The 21,181-nt window shown below is 70.8% G+C and carries 18 protein-coding genes; 17 read left to right on the top strand and 1 reads right to left on the bottom strand.

The genetic code is table 11. The features are described from left to right. Positions 1-209: 209 nt before the first annotated feature. A complete protein-coding gene (locus AB0H86_RS40650) occupies positions 210-1,151 on the top strand; it encodes a 5-dehydro-4-deoxyglucarate dehydratase (protein ID WP_362450678.1) in 942 nt (313 codons plus the stop codon). A 34-nt stretch (positions 1,152-1,185) separates the two neighbouring features. Continuing rightward, positions 1,186-2,349 (top strand): hypothetical protein, encoded by a 1,164-nt coding sequence (locus tag AB0H86_RS40645; RefSeq protein ID WP_362450676.1) that lies wholly within the window; start codon positions 1,186-1,188, stop codon positions 2,347-2,349. Here the strand turns inward: AB0H86_RS40645 and AB0H86_RS40640 are convergent. Beyond that, complete coding sequence (locus tag AB0H86_RS40640; protein ID WP_362450674.1) at positions 2,286-3,560, bottom strand: MFS transporter; 1,275 nt, start codon at positions 3,558-3,560, stop codon at positions 2,286-2,288. The genes AB0H86_RS40645 and AB0H86_RS40640 overlap by 64 nt on opposite strands. A 141-nt stretch (positions 3,561-3,701) precedes the next feature. Here AB0H86_RS40640 and AB0H86_RS40635 point away from each other — a divergent pair, with 141 nt between their 5' ends. The 15 genes from AB0H86_RS40635 to AB0H86_RS40565 all read left to right on the top strand — a co-directional run bounded on the left by AB0H86_RS40635 (position 3,702) and on the right by AB0H86_RS40565 (position 20,892). Then, the gene (locus AB0H86_RS40635; RefSeq protein ID WP_362450672.1) at positions 3,702-4,127 is read left to right on the top strand and encodes a DUF6010 family protein; all 426 of its coding nucleotides are present in this window, start codon (positions 3,702-3,704) and stop codon (positions 4,125-4,127) included. Between the two features lie 92 nt (positions 4,128-4,219). After that, a complete protein-coding gene (locus AB0H86_RS40630; protein ID WP_362450670.1) occupies positions 4,220-4,816 on the top strand; it encodes a TIGR03086 family metal-binding protein in 597 nt (198 codons plus the stop codon). Between the two features lie 153 nt (positions 4,817-4,969). Then, positions 4,970-5,644, top strand: a complete 675-nt coding sequence (locus AB0H86_RS40625) for a GntR family transcriptional regulator (RefSeq protein WP_362450667.1) — start codon at positions 4,970-4,972, stop codon at positions 5,642-5,644. Beyond that, complete coding sequence (locus AB0H86_RS40620; protein ID WP_362450665.1) at positions 5,641-6,549, top strand: dihydrodipicolinate synthase family protein; 909 nt, start codon at positions 5,641-5,643, stop codon at positions 6,547-6,549. Before AB0H86_RS40625 ends, AB0H86_RS40620 begins: the two co-directional genes overlap by 4 nt. After that, a complete protein-coding gene (araD, locus tag AB0H86_RS40615; RefSeq protein WP_362450662.1) occupies positions 6,546-8,285 on the top strand; it encodes an L-arabinonate dehydratase in 1,740 nt (579 codons plus the stop codon). Before AB0H86_RS40620 ends, araD begins: the two co-directional genes overlap by 4 nt. A 289-nt stretch (positions 8,286-8,574) precedes the next feature. Beyond that, on the top strand, positions 8,575-9,510 hold the full coding sequence (locus AB0H86_RS40610) for a sugar ABC transporter permease (protein ID WP_362450660.1): 936 nt from the start codon (positions 8,575-8,577) through the stop codon (positions 9,508-9,510). Next, entirely contained in the window at positions 9,507-10,403 is an 897-nt protein-coding gene (locus AB0H86_RS40605; RefSeq protein WP_362450657.1) for a carbohydrate ABC transporter permease, read from the top strand. The genes AB0H86_RS40610 and AB0H86_RS40605 overlap by 4 nt, the downstream gene beginning before the upstream one ends. After that, positions 10,400-11,689 carry a pectate lyase gene (locus AB0H86_RS40600; RefSeq protein ID WP_362450654.1) on the top strand — a complete coding sequence of 430 codons (1,290 nt, stop codon included), beginning with the start codon at positions 10,400-10,402 and terminating at the stop codon, positions 11,687-11,689. Before AB0H86_RS40605 ends, AB0H86_RS40600 begins: the two co-directional genes overlap by 4 nt. Next, on the top strand, positions 11,686-12,828 hold the full coding sequence (locus AB0H86_RS40595; RefSeq protein ID WP_362450652.1) for a Gfo/Idh/MocA family oxidoreductase: 1,143 nt from the start codon (positions 11,686-11,688) through the stop codon (positions 12,826-12,828). The genes AB0H86_RS40600 and AB0H86_RS40595 overlap by 4 nt, the downstream gene beginning before the upstream one ends. After that, positions 12,828-13,673, top strand: a complete 846-nt coding sequence (locus AB0H86_RS40590) for a PmoA family protein (protein WP_362450650.1) — start codon at positions 12,828-12,830, stop codon at positions 13,671-13,673. The genes AB0H86_RS40595 and AB0H86_RS40590 overlap by 1 nt, the downstream gene beginning before the upstream one ends. Then, positions 13,670-15,178, top strand: coding sequence for a family 43 glycosylhydrolase (locus AB0H86_RS40585; RefSeq protein WP_362450647.1), 1,509 nt, complete (start codon positions 13,670-13,672; stop codon positions 15,176-15,178). The genes AB0H86_RS40590 and AB0H86_RS40585 overlap by 4 nt, the downstream gene beginning before the upstream one ends. 29 nt (positions 15,179-15,207) lie before the next feature. After that, the gene (locus AB0H86_RS40580; protein WP_362450645.1) at positions 15,208-17,211 is read left to right on the top strand and encodes a pectinesterase family protein; all 2,004 of its coding nucleotides are present in this window, start codon (positions 15,208-15,210) and stop codon (positions 17,209-17,211) included. Positions 17,212-17,287: 76 nt separating this feature from the next. Next, entirely contained in the window at positions 17,288-18,637 is a 1,350-nt protein-coding gene (locus tag AB0H86_RS40575; RefSeq protein ID WP_362450643.1) for a sugar ABC transporter substrate-binding protein, read from the top strand. Between the two features lie 106 nt (positions 18,638-18,743). Continuing rightward, entirely contained in the window at positions 18,744-19,547 is an 804-nt protein-coding gene (locus AB0H86_RS40570) for a rhamnogalacturonan acetylesterase (RefSeq protein ID WP_362450641.1), read from the top strand. Positions 19,548-19,578: 31 nt separating this feature from the next. Beyond that, complete coding sequence (locus tag AB0H86_RS40565; RefSeq protein ID WP_362450639.1) at positions 19,579-20,892, top strand: polysaccharide lyase family 1 protein; 1,314 nt, start codon at positions 19,579-19,581, stop codon at positions 20,890-20,892. Positions 20,893-21,181: the final 289 nt, after the last annotated feature.

The raw sequence follows: 21,181 nt of genomic DNA, 5'->3' as shown, positions 1-21,181 counted from the left end.
TCGGCGGCCGCATGCATGGATCCCATTCACATGCGTGGACACGCTAGGGATCGTGGGTGTCCTCCGTCAAGTGTGGCGCGAACCCGGCAGATCCACTCCGTGACGCGGGTTTGCGCGCTTGACCGGCCTCGAAGGGGATCCTTAGGGTGGAGTCGTTCATAAATATGGATTCGAATCATAAACGTGAGCGCTCGTTCTAGGGAGAGCCCGTGACGTCAGCCCCCCTCTCCGCTCGACTCGGCATCCCCGGCGGGCCGCTGTTCTTCCCCGTCACCGCCTACGGCCCCGACGGCTCGGTGGACCTGGACACCTACCGCGCGCATGTGCGCCGCGGGATCGAGAACGGCGCCGCCGCCGTCTTCGCGTGCTGCGGAACCGGGGAGTTCCACGCGCTCGCGCCGGAGGAGTTCGAGGCGTGTGTGCGCGCGGCGGTGGCGGAGGCGGCGGGCCGGGTGCCGGTCGTCGCGGGCGCCGGATACGGCACCGCGCTCGCCGTGCGGTACGCGCGGCTCGCCGAGGCGGCCGGGGCGGACGGGCTGCTCGCCATGCCGCCCTACCTCGTCGTCGCCGCGCAGGAGGGGCTGCTGCGGCACTACCGGGAGGTGGCCGCGGCGACCTCGCTGCCGGTGATCGTCTACCAGCGCGACAACGCCGTGTTCACCCCCGAGTCCGTCGTCGAGCTGGCCCGGACCGACGGGATCATCGGCTTCAAGGACGGCCTCGGCGACCTCGACCTGATGCAGCGGATCATCAGCGCCGTCCGCACCGAGGCCCTCGACGACTTCCTCTACTTCAACGGGCTGCCGACCGCCGAACAGACCCAGCTCGCCTACCGCGGCATCGGCATCACCCTCTACTCCTCCGCCGTCTTCTGCTTCGCCCCGGAGATCGCCCTCGCCTTCTACGAGGCCCACAAGACCGGCGACGACACCACCGCCCACCGTCTCCTCGACGGCTTCTACCGGCCCTTCGTCGAACTGCGCGCCCAGGGCCGCGGCTATGCCGTCGCCCTCGTCAAGGCCGGCGTACGGATGCGCGGACTCGACGTGGGGGAGGTGCGGCCCCCGCTGCACGAGCCGCGCGAGGATCATGTGAAACAGCTCGCCCAGATCGTCGAGCGGGGCTACGCCCTGCTGGACGAGGGCCACTGAAGTCAGCCACCGAGCACGTGAACGCGGAGGACAAGTGAAGGCGTCGACGTTCGTCTACCCCTGGGATGTCAACGGGGACCCGGAGGCCGCGGCACGCATCGCCGCGCTCGGCGTGCGGCAGGTGACGCTGGCCGCCGCCTACCACTCCACCCGCGCGCTCACCCCTCGCCACCCGCGCCACCGCATCGTCACCGCCGAGCACGCGGCCGTGCTGTACCCCCCGGACGACCGGTGGGAGGGGCGGGAGCTGCGCCCGTACACCGCAGGGGACTGGGCACCCGGAGACGCGTTCGGCGAGGCGGCCGGCGCGCTCACCGACGCCGGCCTCGAGGTGCACACCTGGGTCGTCCTCGCGCACAACTCCCGCCTGGGCGCCGAACACCCGGACACCTCCGTCGTCAACGCCTACGGCGACCGCTACCCCTGGGCCCCCTGTATCGCGCAGCCCGCCACCCGCGCGTACCTCGTCGACCTGGCCGCCGAGGCCGCCGTACGCCCCGGCGCGGCCGGCACCGAGCTGGAGTCCCTCGGCTGGTACGGACTCCAGCACCTGCACGCCCACGACAAGACCGCCGGGATCGGCCTCGGGGACGCCGGCCAGTACCTGATGGCGCTCTGCTTCTGCCCGACCTGCCGGGAGGGCTACGGCCGACAGGGCCTGGACGCGGACGAGTTGGCGACCGCCGTGCGCGAGGCGCTGGCACCGGTGTGGCGGGGCGCGCCCGACGGCGAGGGCTGGGCGGGGGTCGAGAAGCTGCTCGGGGAGACGACCGCGGCCGCCACGCGCGCGTGGCGCGACGACGTCGCCCGCACGCTCCAGGAGGCGGCCGTCGCCGCCGTCCGGGCCGCCGCTCCCGACGGGTTCCAGGTCCTGCTGCACGCCGACCCCGTCACCTACCACGTCGGTGCCAACCCGGGCGTCGACCCCGCGCACATCCTGTCCGTCGCGGACGGCGTGGTCGTACCGTGCGCGGGCGGCGCCTCCCTGCTGACCCCGTTCGCGGCGCACCGGCGGGACGACACCGTGATCGCCGCCAACTTCGGTCTGGTCTCCGGGATGGGCGGCAGCCCGGGCACCCTCGCGGCGGACGCGGCACGGGCCCGGGGACTGGGAGCCACGGAACTGCGGCTGTATCACGCCGGGTTGGCGTCGGACGGCGACCTGGAGACGGCACGGGAGGCGCTCGCCGGGCTGTGAAGCAGCGGCACCACGGTCAGCAGCCACAGCACGCCGAGGACGGCCAACAGGGCCCGGTGGTCGACCGGTTCGACCAGGGCGGCGCCCGCGGCCAGACCGAGCACGTTCGGCGCGAACATCAGGGTGTTGGCCGTGGCGGCCGCCCGGCCCAGCAGCGGACCCGGCGTCTCGCGTTGCACGGCCGTGAGCGCGGCGATCAGCACACAGGGCAGGCCCGCGCCGATCGCCGCGCTGCACACCAGGGCCACCGGGTCCCACGGAACGGCCCGCAGCGCCACCGCGACGGCCGTGACGGCCGTGCCGCAGGCCGCGAACCGGCGTGCCCCGAGCCGCCGCAGCGCGGGGCCCGAGGCCAGGCCGACCGCGACCGAGCCGGCGCCCTGCACGGCGTACAGCACACCGGCGTACGCGGGGGAGTGCCCGAGGCCCTCGACGACGGCGTAGACGGACGCCCCGTTGACGCCCGCGCACAGCATGGTGGCGCCGCCCGCCAGGACCAGCGACCGCAGCCGGGGACGCGTCCACAGATGGCGGGCCCCCTCGGCGGTCCGTTCGAGCCAGCCGTTCGCGGTCGGCGCGGGCCTCTCCTCGTGGACGCGCAGAGCGGCGTACAGGCCCGTGGCGAGGACGAAGGTGACCGCGTCGAGCAGGGCGACGCCCGGGCCGCCGTACGCCGCGTAGAGGCCGGCTCCCGCCAGCGGGGCCACCAGCTTCATGCCCTCGCTCGCCGTCATCCGCAGCCCGTTGAAGTCGCCGAGCAGGGACGGGTCCACGGCGGCGGCGACCAGGGCGGACTCCGCTGCGTCGTGTACGGCACCGGCGGCGCCGTACACGAACAGGACCGCGTACAGCAGCCAGAGGTCACGCGCGGAGTCGACGGTGAGGAGGGTGAGCAGGAGGGCGGCCAGCGACAGGTTCACGCCGATCAGCAGTGGCTTGCGGCGGAACCGGTCGGCGATCGTGCCCAGGAGCGGACCGGCGAGGGTCGGTGCCCACATGGCGAGCAGGCACAGCGCGGCCAGCCCGTCCGACCCGGTGAGTTCCTTCACCCACACGCCCGACGCCAGCCACAGCGCGGCCGTGCCGAAGCCGGAGACCACGACTGTGGCGAGGTACAGCCCCGCGTCGCGGTCGCGCAGGACACGCGCCACCGGCCAGGTCCGTGCCCGTGTCAGTGCCCGGGCCCTTGTCCTCGTACGTTTCGTCGTCATGCCCGGTCATCGTGCGGCTAAGGAGGGGGCGTACGGATCGGGCGGGTTCCCTAGAAGGGCGGGGGGCCGGGCGGGAACCCGTGGGTGGCTGTCGGTAATGCCTCTGGGGCACGTGCGGCGACCGCCCTAGCGTCAGGAGTCATGAACTACGTCCTTCCCGTCGTCATCGGCGTCCTCTACGTCCTGGTCATGTGCCTCCTGCGCGAACCGCACCGACGCCGTCTCAACGCCCTCATGGTGGCCGGAGCGGGCGCCGCCTACCTCAGCGGCGGCGGCCTCGGTGGCTGGGAGTTCGCGTTCACCGCGGTGGTCACCTACGTCGCCTACCGCGGCCTCGACTCATGGACGTTCATCGGCGTCGGCTGGCTGCTGCACACCGCGTGGGATGTCGTCCACCACCTCAAGGGCAACCCGATCGTCCCGTTCGCTCATGACTCCTCCCTGGGCTGCGCGATCTGCGACCCGGTGATCGCGCTGTGGTGCCTGGGCGGGGGCCGGACGCCGGCCGAGCTCGTGCGGACGGTGCGTGCCGAGGCCGCGGTGCGACGAGTTTCGGTGGTGCGATGAGTTTCGGTCGTGGGGCCGGTCCACCATCCGAGGACAGCCCGCGGTCCGCGGTCCGCGGACCGCAGCCCGCATCCCGTCCGGAGGAGCAGCACATGACCGACCCGACGACCTTCGACTTCGAACCGCAGGCCCGGATCGTCGCCCGCCTCGCGGAGGGTGTGACCGACGAGCAGCTCGCGGACGCGACGCCGTGCCCGGACCTCGCGGTGCGGAACCTGCTGGGGCACCTGTCCGGTCTGGCCGTCGCCTTCCGTGACGCCGCCCGCAAGGACCTGGGCGTCACCACGAACAGCAGCCCGGACGCCGCCGTGCCCGACATCGGCGCAGGCTGGCGCGAGGACCTCCCCAAGGTCCTCGACGAACTCGCGGACGCCTGGCGCGACCCGGCCGCCTGGACCGGCATGACCCGAGCGGGTGGCGTCGACCTTCCGGGCGCGGTCGCCGCCGCCGTCGCGGCCGACGAACTGGTCATCCACGGCTGGGACCTGGCCCGCGCCACCGGGCAGCCCTACGCGCCGGACCCCATCGCGCTCAAGGCCTCGCACGGCTTCCTCCGCGCCGTCGCCGAGGAAGACGACCGCGGAGGCGGCATCTTCGGCCCGGTCGTCCCGGTCCCCGCGGACGCCCCGCTGCTCGACCGGGCGGTGGGACTGAGCGGACGCGATCCGCGGTGGTCGCCGAGGCCGTGACCGATCCGGCAGATTCTCACCGCAATCTCACCGTCCTTTGTCAGAAGCATTGACGAAACACGCGCCCCTCCCTACCTTCAACCCGTCGTACTTCGTACGTCATATATGAGACGCGATACGTGAGATCCGATACGCGATATCCGAGAGGCGCGCATGACCTCTGTGCCCACGCCGATCCCCTCCCGCACGCAGTACGTGCTGGAAGGGATCAAACACCGCATCCTCACCGGGCAGTTGACGCCCGGTCAGGCCCTCGTCGAGACCGAGATCGCCGCGCAGTTCGGGGTGTCCAAGACCCCGGTGCGTGAGGCGCTCAAGACGCTGGCCGGCACCGGGCTCGTGGTGATGAGCCAGTACAAGGGCGTCACGGTGCGCATGGTGGACGCGGACATGGCTCGCGAGGTCTACGACGTACGGCTCCTCCTGGAACCCGAGGCGCTGAAGCGGTCGGTGCGGCGTGGGGCCTCACTCGCCGCCGCCCGCGACGCGCTGACCCGGGCCGACGAGGCCACGGACACCGCCGAACGCTCCCTCGCCAACCGGGAGTTCCACCGCGCCCTGTACCTGCCGTGCGGCAACCCGCTGCTGGGCCGGATGCTCGACGAGGTCCGCGACCAGGCGGCCCTGGTCTCCGCCGTGGCCTGGGCGGCCTCGCCGTCCTGGGAACGGGAGGCCGGCGAGCACCGGGAGATCCTGCGGCTCGCGCTCGCCGGTGACGCCGACGGCGCGGCCCGCGCGCTGCACGCGCACATCGGGTCGTTCGTGCAACGGGCCTTTCCGCAAGCGGAATCCGAGCCCGAGGTCCAGAAAGAGGGCGGTCAGGCATGACAACGTCGTTCGAGACCCGGCGGACGGCTCTGGCCGACGTGGTGGCGATCCCGGTGACCCCGTTCGCCGAGGACGGCAGCCTCGACCAGGACACCCACCGGGCCCTGCTGCGCCGGATGCTCGACGCGGGGGTCAGGACCCTCACCCCCAACGGCAACACCGGGGAGTTCTACACCCTCACCCCGCAGGAGCGGCAGCTCGTCACCGAGTGGACCATCGACGAGGCCGGCGACCGTGCCGTGATCCTGGTCGGGGTCGGGCACGACGTGCCGACCGCCATCGCCTCCGCCCGGCACGCCCGGGAGCTCGGCGCCCAGATGGTCATGGTCCACCAGCCGGTCCACCCGTACGTCTCGCAGAGCGGCTGGGTCGACTACCACCGCGCGATCGCCGAGGCCGTGCCCGAGCTGGGCGTCGTCCCGTACATCCGCAACACCCAACTGCTCGGTGCCCGTCTCGCCGAACTCGCCGACGCCTGCCCCAACGTGATCGGTGTGAAGTACGCCGTCCCGGACGCGGCCAGGTTCGCGGCGTTCGCCCGGGACGCCGGCCTCGACCGCTTCGTGTGGGTCGCCGGTCTCGCCGAGCCCTACGCCCCCTCGTACTTCTCCGCGGGCGCCACCGGCTTCACCTCGGGTCTGGTGAACGTCGCCCCGTCCGTTTCGCTGAACATGATCGAAGCGCTTCGATCCGGCGACTACCCGGCCGCCATGAAGGTCTGGGAGCAGATCCGCCGCTTCGAGGAACTCCGCGCGGCCAACGGCTCCGCCAACAACGTCACCGTCGTCAAGGAGGCCCTCGCCTCCCTGGGCCTGTGCCGCCGCGACGTCCGCCCGCCGAGCCGGCAGCTGCCCGAGGACGAACGTGCCGAGGTCGCCGCCATCGCCTCCGGGTGGTCCATATGAACCAGCCGCGGCACAAGAAGAGCCCCGAGGAACTGAGAAGCCACCAGTGGTACGGCACCGACGGCCTGCGTTCCTTCAGCCACCGCGCCCGTACCCGCCAGCTCGGCTATCTCCCCGAGGAGCACCTGGGCAAGCCGGTCATCGCGATCCTCAACACCTGGTCCGACATCAACCCCTGCCACGTCCACCTGCGTGACCGTGCGCAGGCCGTGAAGCGGGGCGTGTGGCAGGCGGGCGGATTCCCGCTGGAGTTCCCGGTCTCCACCCTCTCCGAGACCTTCCAGAAGCCGACCCCGATGCTCTACCGCAACCTGCTCGCGATGGAGACCGAGGAGCTGCTGCGGTCCTACCCGGTCGACGGCGCCGTGCTGATGGGCGGCTGCGACAAGTCCACGCCGGCCCTGCTGATGGGCGCCGCGACGGCCGACCTGCCCGCCGTCTTCGTGCCCGCCGGGCCCATGCTGCCGGGGCACTGGCGCAACGAGGTCCTCGGCTCCGGCACCGACATGTGGAAGTACTGGGACGACAAGCGGGCCGGCCTCATCGGCGACTGCGAGATGACCGAACTGGAGAGCGGCCTCGCGCGCTCGCCCGGCCACTGCATGACGATGGGTACGGCGTCCACGCTGACGGCCGCCGCGGAAGCCCTCGGCGTCACGGTCCCGGGGGCCTCCAGCATCCCGGCCGTCGACTCCGGGCACGACCGGATGGCCGCCGCCGCGGGCCTCAGGATCGTCGACCTGGTCCACCAGGACCGCAGGCTCTCCGACATCCTCACCCGTGACGCCTTCGAGGACGCGGTGACGACCGTCCTCGGCCTCGGCGGCTCCACCAACGCCGTGATCCACCTGATCGCCATGGCGGGCCGGGCCGGGGTGAAGCTCACCCTCGACGACTTCGACCGCATCGCCCGCACGGTGCCGGTGCTGGCCAACGTACGGCCCGGCGGACAGACGTATCTCATGGAGGACTTCCACTTCGCCGGCGGGCTGCCCGGGTTCCTGTCCCGGATCCCGGACCTGCTCCATCTGGAGCGGCCGACCGTCTCGTACGACACGATGCGCGAGCAGATCGCCGGCGCGCAGGTGCACAACGACGAGGTCATCCGACCCCGGGACAACCCGGTCGCCGGCGAGGGCGGGGTCGCCGTGCTGCGCGGCAACCTCTGCCCGGACGGCGCCGTCATCAAGCACATCTCCGCGGAGCCGCACCTGCTCGCGCACACCGGGCCCGCGGTCGTCTTCGACGACTACCGGACCATGCAACGCACCATCAACGACCCGGAGTTGGGCATCACCGCGGACAGCGTGCTGGTGCTGCGCAACGCCGGACCCAAGGGCGGTCCCGGGATGCCCGAGTACGGGATGCTGCCGATCCCGGACCACCTGCTCAAGCAGGGCGTGCGGGACATGGTCCGCATCTCCGACGCCCGTATGAGCGGCACGAGTTACGGCGCCTGTGTGCTGCACGTGGCCCCCGAGTCGTACATCGGCGGACCGCTGGCGCTGGTACGCACCGGCGACCCGATCACCCTGGACGTCGAGGCGCGCGCCCTCCATCTCCACGTGGACGACGAGGAGTTGGCACGCCGCCGGGCCAAGTGGACGCCGCCGCCCGTCCGGTACGAGCGCGGCTACGGCGCGCTCTACAACGAGCAGATCACGCAGGCCGACACCGGCTGCGACTTCGAGTTCCTGGCCCGTCCGGGCAAGGTGCAGGACCCGTACGCGGGCTGAACGACCGCACCACGGCACCGACCGCACCACGGCACCGACCGCACCACGGCACAGCCGGAACGACGGCACCAACGCCACTGCACAGGCACCAAGAGCCACAACGGCACCACCGAGCCGCCGCCACCACGGCACCCCATGCCGGCGCAGCGTCACGGCACCACAGAGCCGCCACCGCACCACCTCACGGCCGCCCCCACCACGACGGCCGGCCTCGCGCACGCCGCACAGCAAGCGCTTGCCCGCACGAAACGCACAAGGTGCGCCAGACGCACGAGAACGGAGAACTGTCATGGCCCAAGCCGCAGCCGTGGCGAAACCGCCCGCGCCACCCCGGCGGCGCCGGGCCTCCGCCACGCCGCGCAGGCTGCCGTACCTGCTGATCGCCCCGGCGGCCCTGCTCATGCTGGGCTTCATCGCCTACCCGGTGATCAGCGTCTTCTACTACAGCCTGCGGAACTACAACCCCACCAAACCGTGGCGGAACGGCTACGCGGGCTTCGACAACTTCGTCCACGCCTTCACCGACGACCCGGTGTTCTGGGACACGCTGACCTTCAGCGCCAAGTGGGTCGTCGTCGAGGTCGGACTCCAGCTGCTGTTCGGTCTGGCGCTGGCGCTGATCGTCAACCAGACCTTCGTGGGGCGGGGCCTCGGCCGCGCGATGGTCTTCTCGCCGTGGGCCGTCTCCGGTGTGCTGACCTCCGCGATCTGGGTGCTGCTCTACAACTCCCAGACGGGCATCACCCGTTACCTCGCGGACATGGGCATCGGCGGCTACGGGACCAGCTGGCTGTCGGACACCTCGACGGTGTTCCCGGCGGCGGTCGTCGCCGACCTGTGGCGCGGAGTGCCGTTCTTCGCGATCCTCATCCTCGCCGACCTCCAGTCCGTCTCCAAGGACCTCTACGAGGCCGCCGAGGTCGACGGGGCGAGCCGCGTCAAGCAGTTCTGGCACATCACGCTGCCCCATCTGAAGGACGCCATCATCCTGTCCACGCTGCTGCGCGCGGTCTGGGAGTTCAACAACGTCGACCTGCTCTACACCCTGACCGGCGGCGGACCCGCGGGCGAGACCACGACCCTCCCGCTCTACATCGCCAACACCAGCGTCGACGCCCACAACTTCGGCTACGCGTCCGCCCTGACCGCGGTCGCGTTCGTGATCCTGCTCTTCTGCTCGATGGTCTATCTGCGGCTGAGCAAGTTCGGAGGTACGGACAAGTGATCACCAAGGAGGCCACCAAGGCGGCGCCCGCTCCCGCGCACGTGATCGCCGACCCCCCGCGCCCCCTCAAGGCCGGCCGCAACTGGGACGAGGTTCCGCGCTGGCAGATCTACCTGCCGCTGTCGATCTACCTCGTCTTCACCCTGATCCCGTTCTACTGGATCCTGCTCTTCGCGCTGCGCCCGGCCGGCTCGACCTCGCTCGTGCCCTGGCCGATGACCTTCGACCACTTCGAGAAGGTGTGGACGGACCGCAGCTTCGGCACCTACTTCCAGAACAGCCTGCTCGTCGGTGTCGCGACCCTGCTGATGACCACCCTCGTCGCGCTGGCCGGCGGCTACGCCCTCGCCCGCTTCGACTTCCGGGTCAAGAAGGCGTTCATGCTGGCCTTGCTGTGCTCCCAGTTCGTGCCGGGCGCGCTGCTGCTGGTCCCGCTGTTCGAGATCTTCGCCGAGCTGAACATGATCAACTCGCTGGGCAGCGTCATCATCGCGGAGACGGTCTTCCAGCTGCCGCTGTCGATGATCCTGATCAGCAACTTCATCAAGAATGTGCCGTACTCGCTGGAGGAGGCGGCCTGGGTCGACGGCTGCAACCGGTTGACCGCCTTCAGGATCGTCGTCCTGCCGTTGCTGCGGCCCGGTCTGATCGCCGTCGGCTCCTTCGCCTTCGTGCACTCCTGGAACCACTTCCTGTTCGCCCTGATGTTCCTGAACAACCAGAGCAAGCAGACCATCCCGGTCGGCCTCAACACCCTGATGAGCGCGGACAGCGTCGACCTCGGCGCGCTCGCCGCGGGCGGCATCATCGCGGCCGTACCCGTGGTGATCGTGTTCGCCTTCATCCAGAAGTGGCTGATCACCGGGTTCAGCGCGGGGGCGGTGAAGGGATGAGACTCCGTCAGATGGCCGTCGCGGGCGCGCTGTTGGGGCTGCTGTGCGTCCCGGCGCAGGCCGAGGCCCGCGACATCAGCCGCGACGTCCTCGCCGAGAACGACGGCTGGGCCTGGGCCGAGGGCGGCACCACGGGCGGCTCGGCCGCCGACGACGCCCATGTGTACACGGTCACCGACCGGGCCGGCCTGGTCCGCGCCCTCGACGGCGGCAGCGACACCCCGAAGATCATCAGGATCGCCGGGACCATCGACGCCAACACCGACGACGACGGCGACCACCTGGACTGCGCCGACTACGCCACCGACGGCTACCGCACCAAGAAGTACCTGGCCGCCTACGACCCGCGCACCTGGGGGTCGGCCAGGCCCAGCGGCCCGCAGGAGGAGGCCCGCCAGGCGTCGGCGGCGCGGCAGGCCGAGCGGATCGTCCTGCCGGTCGGCTCCCACACCACGATCGTCGGGCTCGAAGGCGCGGTCCTCAAGGGCGCCAGTCTCCAGGTCAGGAACGCGGACAACGTCATCGTCCGCAACCTCGAACTGCGCGACGCCTACGACTGCTTCCCCGTCTGGCAGCCCAACACCGGCGGCCTCGGCGACTGGAAGACGGCGTACGACAACCTGTGGCTGAACGGCGCCACCCACGTCTGGGTCGACCACGTCACGGCCTCCGACAAGGGCCACCCCGACGACCGGGAACCCACCTACTTCGCCCGCAACTACCTGCGCCACGACGGCCTGCTGGACATCACGGGCGGCTCCGACCTGGTCACCGTCTCCTGGAGCCGGTTCGCCGACCACGACAAGGCGATCCTCATCGGCAACGGCGACACGGTGACCGGCGACCGCGGCAGGCTCCGGGTCACACTGCACCACAACGAGTTCGAGTCGGTGGTCCAGCGGGCGCCCAGGGTCCGCTTCGGGCAGGTGCACCTCTACGACAACCGGTACGTGGCCCCCGCGGACGCGGTCGACTACCGCTACTCGCTCGGCGTGTCGACCGAGTCCCGGATCTACGCGGAGAACAACGCCTTCCACACCCCCGGCCACATCGAGGTCGCCGACCTGGTCAAGAGCTGGAACGGCACCGCCCTGCACCAGACGGGCACCGTTTTCAACGGCTATCCGGTGGATCTGCTCGCCATCTACAACGCCTACAACTCGGGCAGCGAGCGTGACCTCACGCCGGACGTCGGCTGGACACCTACCCTGCACACAAAGATCGACAGCGCCGACACGGCCGACCGAGAGGTGGCACGCGGCGCGGGCGCGGGGAGGACCCCATGAGCACAGACATCGTCCTGGCGGGCGCGCGTGGCCACGGCCGCTGGCACCTGGACAACATCCGCGGGCTCCAGGACAAGGGGATCGTCCGGCTCGCCGGCGTCTGCGAGCTGAACCCGCTGACCGCCGACGAGCTCCCCGAGGGCCTCGGCACGCCCGAGCAGTCCGCGGACTTCGGCGCCCTCCTCGACTCGACCGGCGCCCGGATCGCGGTGATCTGCACACCGATCCCGACCCACACCGACCTGGCGCTGACGGCCGCGCGCAGGGGTGTGCACCTCCTGCTGGAGAAGCCGCCCGCCCCCTCCTACGCCGAGTTCCGACGGATGGCGGACGGCGTCGCCGAGGCCGGCGTGGTCTGCCAGATCGGCTTCCAGTCGCTGGGCTCGCACGCCGTGCCCGCGATCCGGGAGCTGATCGCCGAGGGCGCGATCGGCGAGGTGGCCGGAGTCGGCGGGGCCGGCGCCTGGGCGCGCCCCCAGTCGTACTTCCGGCGCGCTCCCTGGGCGGGCAAGCGGCGGCTGAACGGCGTCGACGTGATCGACGGGGCGCTGACCAACCCGCTCGCGCACGCCGTCGCGACCGGCCTCGCGCTGGCCGGAGCCCCGCACGCGGAGGACGTCGCCGGGATCGAGACCGAGCTGCTGCGCGCCAACGACATCGAGTCCGACGACACCTCCTGCGTCCGCGTCACCACCACGCGCGGCCTTCCGGTCACCGTCGCCGCGACCCTGTGCGCCGAGGACCCCGACGATCCCTACGTCGTCGTGCACGGCGACAGCGGCCGGATCACGTTCTGGTACAAGCAGGACCGCGTGCTGCTCCAGCGCGCCGACCACGGCCCCGAGGAGTACGAGTACGGCCGCACCGACCTGCTGGAGAACCTCGTCGAGCACCTCACCGACGGTGTCGACCTGCTGGTGCCGCCGGACGCGACGGGTGCCTTCATGAAGGTCGTCGAGGCGATCCGCCGGGCCCCCGACCCGGCCCCGCTGCCCGAGACCGCCTGGCATCTGCTCCCAGGAGAGGACCGCAGGGTCGTCCCCGGCATCGACGGACTCGTCGCGGCCTCCGCGGACAACCTCGCCCTCTTCTCCGAACTCGGCGCCACCTGGGCCCTACCGAAAGAGGTGAGCACCTGATGACGACCAACGACACGCCGGTGCTGCGGGTCGCGGGCCGGCCGGTCGGCCGGTACGTCACCCGGCCCGAACTGCCCGCCCGGCTCTCCCCGCGCCCGTATCTGCACCCCGTCACCACCCTGGCCGGCACGGCGGTCACCGAACTCAGCCCTGCCGACCACACACACCACCTCGGCGTCGGTGTCGCCGTTCCCGACGTCGAGGGGACCAACTTCTGGGGCGGACGCACCTACGTCCGCGACCAGGGCCCGACCGAGCTCGACAACCACGGAGCCCAGCGCCACACCACGTTCCAGCTGCGCGATCCCGACGGCTTCGTTCAGGAGCTGCGCTGGGTCGCCCCGGGAGCCGAGCTGCTGCGCGAGCGCCGTACCGTCTCCGCCACCGAACTCACCGACTCCGCCTGGGCGTTGGACTTCACCTTCTCGCTCACCAACGTCACCCCGGGCCCGCTGTCGATCGGCTCCCCGGCGACGAACGGGCGCCCCGGCGCGGCCTACGGCGGCTACTTCTGGCGGGCCCGCAAGGAGAGCGAGGCACCGAGGGTGTTCACCGCGGGCGCCGAGGGCGAGGCCGAGATCCACGGCACCCGAGCCGACTGGCTCGCCCTGGCCGGCTCCGCCTGGACCCTGGTCTTCGCCGGTGCCACCGAACGGACCCGCCGCGACCCGTGGTTCGTGCGCACCGCCGAGTACCCGGGCGTCGGCTCGTCCCTGGCGTCCGACGAGCGGCTGCCGATCGAGCCCGGCGACACCGTCGTACGGCGGATCGTCACGGTGGTGGCCGACGGCCGCCTCGACCGGGACGCGGCCGCCACCCTCATACGCAAGGCGGTGAGCCTGTGACCGCCGGAACGTACACGAATCCGGTCCTGAACGCCGACTGGTCCGATCCGGACGTGGTCCGTGTCGGCGACGACTTCTACCTCACCGCGTCCAGCTTCGGCCGCGCCCCCGGCCTGCCCCTGCTGCACTCCCGCGACCTGGTGAACTGGACCCTGGTCGGCCACGCCCTCGAACGCCTGGAGCCGGCGGGCGAGTTCAGGACCCCGCGGCCCGACTGCGGGGTCTGGGCACCGTCACTCCGGTACCACGACGACCGCTTCTGGATCTTCTGGGGCGACCCCGACCAGGGCGTCTTCCAGGTCAACGCCCCCGAGATACGCGGCCCTTGGACCCGCCCGCACCTCCTCAAGGCGGGCAAGGGCCTGATCGACGCCTGCCCTCTGTGGGACGAAGAGACCGGCGAGGCCTATCTGGTGCACGCCTGGGCCAAGTCCCGCTCCGGCATCAAGAACCGGCTCACCGGCCACCGCATGCACCCTGACGGCACGTCACTTCTCGACGACGGCAAGGTGATCGTCGACGGCGACCGGATCCCCGGCTGGTTCACCCTCGAAGGCCCCAAGCTCTACCGGCACGACGGCTGGTTCTGGATCTTCGCCCCCGCCGGGAGCGTGGAGACCGGCTGGCAGGGCGCCTTCCGCTCGCGCGGCTTCTTCGGGCCGTACGAGGAGAAGGTCGTCCTGGAGCAGAAGGACACCGACGTCAACGGGCCGCACCAGGGCGGCTGGGTGCGTACCCCGTCCGGCGAGGACTGGTTCCTGCACTTCCAGCAGCGCGGCGCCTACGGCCGGGTCGTCCACCTCCAGCCGATGAGCTGGGGCACCGACGGCTGGCCGGTGCTCGGTGCCGAGGGCGCCCCCGTCGCCGTACACCGGCGGCCCGACCTGCCGCCGCAGCCGCCCACCGCACCCGTCACCGACGACGACTTCCCCGGCGGACGGTTCGGCCGCCAGTGGCAGTGGAGCGCCAACCCTCGGGACGGCTGGGCCACCCAGCACTCCGGGGACGGGTTACGGCTGGCCTGCGTCCGCTCGGTCGACACGCATGACCTGCGGAAACTGCCGAACGTCCTCACCCAGCGGCTGCCGGGCGTGCCGTCCGTGGTCGAGGTGGAGCTGACGCTGCACGGCGAGGAGCCGGGGGCGCGGGCAGGGCTCGCGGTCCTCGGGGACGCCTTCGGCTGGATCGGACTCCAGCGGGGGACCGACGGGAGCGTGCACCTGGTGCACCGGTTCGCCGAGGCGGTCGCCGAGAGGGAACGCGACGCCGAGCACCCGCGGCCGGCCCCCGAGGGACGCGCGCGACTGCGGATCGAGATCGGCGCGGGGGCGCGCTGCCGCTTCTTCCACGACGTCGGTGACGGACTCGAGCCGTCGGGTCCCGTCTTCGCCGCCACCCCCTGGCGCTGGGTCGGTGCCCTGCTCGGCCTCTTCGCCCTCGCGCCCGCCGGCTCGGGACACGCCGGCGCGGCGAGCTTCACGCAGTTCCGGATCACCCCCTTGTAACCCACCCCGTACGCCTGTTGGGAGCCGCAATGACGCACCTCCGTAGCAAGCGCTTGCCGAGACCTGGGTACGGCAAGGTGATGGCCGCCGTGCTCGGCCTCGTGGCCGCGCTGAGCCTCGGGGCGATCGGGGAGGCGAAGGCCGCGGGCGGAGAGGCGAAGGCCGCGTCCGTGGACCGGGCGCCGGCGTCCGTGGACCGCTTCGACGACCGGCCGCACGGCTTCGCCTCGCTGGCCGGCGGCACAACGGGCGGCGCGGGCGGCAAGGTCGTCACCGTCACAGAACCGGCCTCGCTGGCCCGGTACGCGGCGGCCGAGGAGCCGTACGTCATCAGGGTGTCGGGGGCGCTGGCCGTCGAGCCCTTCGGCGCGAACGTCGTCGTGGCCTCGAACAAGACGATCGTGGGCGTCGGCGACACCGGCGAGATCGTCCACGGCGAGCTGCACCTCGATCCCGGCACCAGCAACGTGATCATCCGCAATCTGACGATCCGTGACTCGGCGATCGAGGGCAACTGGGACTGCAAGGACACCGACTTCGACGGCATCCAGATGGACACCGTCCACCACGTGTGGGTCGACCACAACCGCTTCTCGAACATCTGCGACGGGCAACTCGACATCCGCAAGGACAGCGAGTACGTGACCGTCTCGTACAACCGGTTCGAGAACAACAACAAGACGTTCGGCCTCGGTTGGACCACCGACGTCAAGACGCAGATCACCATCGACCACAACTGGTTCGCGCACACCAAGCAGCGCAACCCGTCCGTCGACAACGCCGCCTACGCGCACCTCTACAACAACTACCTGACGGCACAGGTGGATCCGGGTGACCCGGTGTGGACGTACGGGAACTGGTCGCGCGGCCGGACCAGGATGGTCATCGAGAACAGCTACTACCGGGACGTCCAGCACCCCTACCAGGCCGACGCCACCGCGGAGTTGGTGCAGCGCGGGTCGATCCTGAAGAACACGACGGGCCGGCACGACGAGTGGGGTGCAGCCTTCGATCCCCGTGACTTCTACGACTACCGACTGGACCCGGCCGCGGCTGTTCCGGCGCTGGTCAAGCGCTTCTCCGGGCCGCAGAAGCAGATCGGTGTCACGCTTCGGGTCCCGGCCGACCACCCGACCGTCCAGGCCGCCGTGGACGCCGTCCCCGACGCCAACGCCGTCCCGGTGACCATCGCGATCGCGCCGGGCACCTACCGGGCGAAGGTCCTGATCCCGGCGACCAAGCCGAACATCGTGTTGCTGGGGACCGGACGCGATCGCTCGGACACCGTCCTCGTGTACGACACGCCCGCCGAGTACGGGGGCTCCACGGGGAGCGCGACCGTACGGATCGCCGCGAACGACGTCACCGCCCGCAACCTCACCTTCAGCAACGACTTCGACGAGGCCGCGGTCGAGCTGAACGGCGAGCAGGCCCTCGCCATGAAGACGACCGGGGACCGGATCGTCTTCGAGGACACCGCCTTCCTGGGCAACCAGGACACCCTGATGACCGACAGCCCCAAGCTGGACGTGATCAGCCGGGTCTACATCCGCGACTCGTACATCGAGGGCGATGTCGACTTCGTCTACGGACGCGCGACCACCGTCATCGAGCGCTCCGTCATCCGCGCGCTGAGCCGTGGCTCGGCCACCAACAACGGCTACATCACCGCCGCTTCGACGTGGACGGGCAACCCGTACGGCTTCCTCGTCACCCGGTCGAAGGTCGTGAGCGACGCGCCGGAGGCGACCTTCCACCTCGGACGGCCCTGGCACCCGGGTGGTGAACCGGCCGCCGTCGCCCAGGTGTTGATCCGGGACACCGAGCTGCCCGCCGCGGTCAAGGCCGCCCCGTGGACCGACATGAGCGGGTTCTCGTGGAAGGACGCGCGGTTCGCCGAGTACCGCAACCGCGGGGCGGGCGCGACGGTCACCGCGGACCGGCCGCAGCTGAGCGACGAAGAGGCGCGGGGACACACCGTCACCGCCTACCTCAAGGGCACGGACAACTGGGCGCCGTACACCCGCCATTGAGTCCCGTTGTCGGGACCGCAGACCCCCCCACAACTTCATATCTCCGCTCGATCCAGAAAAAGAAGAGAGCCGACCAATGAAGAGCAGCATCCGCAGAAGCAGGCGCGTCGCCACAGCCGTCGCCCTGGGCTCCGTCCTCGCGCTGACCGCCACCGCCTGCGGTGACGACGGCAGCGGCTCGGGCGGTGACAAGGGAGCCGAGGGCAGCGGCAAGGGAAAGATCGTCTTCTGGGACAACAACGGCGGTGTCCGCACCGACATCTGGAAGGAGGTCATCGCCGACTTCGAGAAGGCGAACCCGGGCATCGACGTCGAGTACGTCGGGATCCCCTCCACCGACTACCAGTCGAAGGTCGACACCGCCATCCAGGGCGGCGGTCTGCCGGACGTCGGCGGTGTCGGCGCGGCGATGATCGCGTCCATCTCCGCGCAGAACGCGCTGGACCCGCTGGACGACCGGCTCTCCAAGTCCTCCCTGAACGGCAAGCTCAACGAGGACATGGTGAAGTCGCTGAAGGCCGCCGGCGGCAGGGACGACACGCTCTACTCGATCCCCACGTCCGCCAACAACGGCGTCCTCTACTACCGCACCGACCTGTTCAAGAGCGCGGGGCTGGAGGCGCCGACGACCTGGGACGACTTCTACGCGGCCGCGGACAAGCTCACGAAGGCGAGCAAGAACGAGTTCGGGTACACCATCCGAGGCGGCGCCGGTTCCATCGCCCAGGCACTGGACGCGATGTACGGGCAGTCCGGCATCACCTCGTTCTGGGACGCGAGCGGCGAGAAGACCACCGTCAACGACCCGAAGAACGTCGCGGGCCTGGAGAAGTACGCGAAGCTCTTCAAGAAGGTCACTCCGGCCGCCGACCTGAACAACGACTTCACCAAGATGGTCGCGCAGTGGGACTCCGGCACGATCGGGATGCTGAACCACAACCTGGGTTCCTACCAGGACCATGTGAAGGCGCTCGGGGCCGGGAAGTTCCGGGGTATTCCCCAGCCGACCGGGGCCGACGGCAAGCGGGTCCAGGTGTCCAACCCCGTGGACGGGCTCGGACTGTTCAAGAACTCCAAGAACAAGGAAGCCGCCTGGAAGTTCATCGAGTTCGCCACCTCGCACGAGGAGAACTCGAAGTTCAACGAGTCGGCGGGGCAGGTTCCCGCCAACCTGGACGCGGCCAAGGACGCGTGGATCGCCAAGGCCGAGCCGACGAAACTGGCCGCGGACGCGCTGACCGACGGTTCCACGAAGATCGTGCAACTGCCGTACTACCTGCCGGACTGGAACACGATCTCCAAGTCGGACAACGAGCCGAACTTCCAGAAGGTGCTCCTCGGCAAGATGAGCGCGAAGGACTTCCTGGACACGCTGGCCGAGCAGCTGAACACGGCTCAGGCCGAATGGAATGAGCAGAAGGCCTGAGACCTCGTACCCGGCACAGCCCCGCGCCCCTTCGGGGCGCGGGGGCACCACCCCCATTTCGAAAGGCCCTCTTATCTAGCAAGGCTGTCGAGAAAGGCACATCGTCGTGTCGCTCACCCGCAGACAGGTCACCTCCGCGGCTCTTGCCGCTGTTCCTCTCGCCTTCGCGCCCCAGGGGGCCGCTCAGGCCTCCGCCTCCTCCAAGAGGCCTCGCACGCTCTACATAGCCGGTGACTCCACCGCCGCGCAGAAGTACGCCGACGCCGCACCCGAGACCGGGTGGGGCATGGCGCTTCCGTTCTTCCTGCGCCAGGACCGGCCCGTCGCCAACCACGCCGTGAACGGGCGGAGTTCGAAGAGCTTCATCGACGAGGGACGGCTCGATGTCGTCCTCGGCGCGATCCGGCCCGGCGACTTCCTGATCGTCCAGTTCGCGCACAACGACGAGAAGGCGGACGACCCGACTCGTTACACGGAGCCCTGGACCACGTACCAGGATCATCTGCGCCAGTACGTCGACGGCGCCCGGGCCCGTGGTGCCCGGCCGGTGCTCGCCACGCCCGTCGAACGCAGGAGATTCGACGCGAGCGGCAACGCCGTGCCGACCCACGGCGACTATCCGGCGGCGATGCGTGCGCTCGCCGAGCGGGAGCGGGTCGCGCTGCTCGACATCGAGGCCCTGTCGCTCGCGCTGTGGCAGAAGCTGGGGGTCGAGGAGACGAAGACGTACTTCAACTGGACCGCGACCGAGCAGGACAACACACACTTCAACCCGCCGGGCGCGATCGCCGTGGCCCGGCTGGTGGCCCGGGAACTGCTGCGTACCCGGGTGCTGACCCCGCAGGACGTCCGTCGGCTCCACGACGAGATCCCCGCGTCCTGGATCAACTGGCCGCAGGCCGCCGCGTAACCCACCCCGATCCGGAAGAGAGAGCCGCACAGTGAACACACAAAGATGGCATGGGCATGCCACCACGATCGCTCTGGTCGGCTGCACCGCCCTCGCCCTGACGGCCACCGGTCCCGCCGCCCAGGCCCAGCCCCGCGACCCGGCCCGGGCCACGCTCGCCGCGAACGACGGCTGGGCCTCGTACGGGACGGGGACGACCGGCGGTGCCGCCGCAGACGCCGATCACGTCCACACCGTGACGACCTGGGCCGAGTTCAAGGCCGCACTGGCCGCCGGGGGCAGCGCCCCGAAGATCATCAAGGTACGGGGGACCATCGACGCGGTGTCGGAGGGCTGCGCCGCGCTCGCCGCGCCCGGCTACGACTTCGACGCCTACCTGGAGAAGTACTCGCCCGAGACCTGGGGCCTGGACACCGACCTGAGCGCCGAACCCGCGGACACTCCCGAGGGGCTGCGCAGGGCCTCCGCCACCAACCAGGACACGACCATCAAGGCCGCCGTCCCGGCCAACACCACGATCATCGGAATCGGTAAGAACGCCGGCTTCAAGGGCGCCAGCCTCCAGATCAAGGCCGTGGACAACGTCATCGTCCGCAACCTCACCTTCGAGAGCCCGATCGACTGCTTCCCGCAGTGGGACCCGACGGACGGCAACACCGGCAACTGGAACTCCGAGTACGACACCGCCGTCGTCTACGGAGCCACCCACGTGTGGCTGGACCACAACACGTTCACCGACGGCACCCACCCCGACAGCGCGGCGCCCACCTACTTCGGGATGCTCTACCAGCAGCACGACGGAGAACTCGACGTCGTCCGGGGCGCCGATTACGTCACCGCCTCCTGGAACGTCTTCACCGAGCACGACAAGACCATCCTGATCGGCAACAGCGACAGCGAGTCCACGGCGGTGGGCGACCGGGGCCACCTCAAGGTCACCTTCCACCACAACCTGTTCTCGAAGCTGGTCGAGCGCGCCCCCCGGGTCCGCTTCGGCCAGGTCGACTCGTACAACAACCACTTCGTCGCGGACTCCGGCTACGCCTACAGCTACGGCGTCGGCAAGGAGTCCCAACTCGTCGCCGAGCACAACGCGTTCACGCTGCCCTCCGGTGTCAGCGCGGCGAAGGTCCTCAAGCGGTGGAACGAGTCGCCGGTCACCGCCGCCGACAACCACGTCAACGGCGAGCCCGTCGACCTGATCGCCGTGCACAACGCGGAGATCCCCGGCGAGACCCTCCCGTCCGGCGCGGGCTGGCAGCCGACCCTGCGCACCAAGGTCGACCGCCCGAAGGCGGTGCCCACCATCGTCGACCACGGCGCGGGCGCCGGCCGCCTGCGCTGACGCGCGCACCGACCGGCCGGGGCGGCCCGCACCCCGCTCCGCCCCGGCCCCCGCCGCACCCGCCCACGGCGCCAGGGGGACGGGCCGGGAGGGGTCTCCGCCCCCATCCGGCTGGACGGCGAGCCCGCACCCGCCCACGGCGCCAAGGGGACGGGCCGGGAGGGGTCTCCGCCCCCATCCGGCTGGACGGCGACCCGCACCCGCCCACGGCGCCAAGGGGACGGGCCGGGGGGTGTCCGCCCGCAGCGGTTGGCGCGTCAACACCGCCCGCTCCTCAAGAAACCGATTC

The organism is Streptomyces sp. NPDC050997, from assembly GCF_040660135.1.
Classification (GTDB): domain Bacteria; phylum Actinomycetota; class Actinomycetes; order Streptomycetales; family Streptomycetaceae; genus Streptomyces.
The sequence above is the reverse complement of the archived record's forward strand: the minus strand, read 5'-3'. Positions and strand labels throughout refer to the sequence as shown.